This window comes from Ensifer sp. ENS07 (assembly GCF_014852185.1).
GTDB lineage: Bacteria > Pseudomonadota > Alphaproteobacteria > Rhizobiales > Rhizobiaceae > Ensifer > Ensifer adhaerens.
In genome coordinates this window covers 1-264 of the sequence record NZ_JACVBE010000085.1, presented here as the reverse complement: position 1 = coordinate 264, position 264 = coordinate 1, and the positions used below count along the sequence as shown (strand labels likewise).

Annotated in this window: 1 protein-coding gene; it reads left to right on the top strand. The window is 65.5% G+C overall.

What is annotated here, in order from left to right:
• Positions 1 to 264 (top strand): VCBS domain-containing protein (locus tag IB277_RS37760; RefSeq protein WP_192373426.1); only part of this gene is annotated, 264 nt, incomplete at both ends.

Below are 264 nucleotides of genomic sequence, written 5' to 3'. Positions count from 1 at the left end.
CGGTCGATCAGGCAGCTGACAGGATCGGCTGGAACTTCAAGGTCGCCGACGGCGTGCTGGACTCGCTGCAGGCCGGCCAGACGCTGACGCAGAAGTACACCGTGTTCGTCAATGACGGCCATGGCGGTATCGTGGCGCAGACCGTTACGATCGCGATCACCGGGACGAACGATGCACCGGTCATCACCTCCGGCACGCAGAGCGCCGTGGTGACAGAGCGCGGCGACGGTGCGGCCGGCGAGAACTCAGTGGTGCACGTCAACG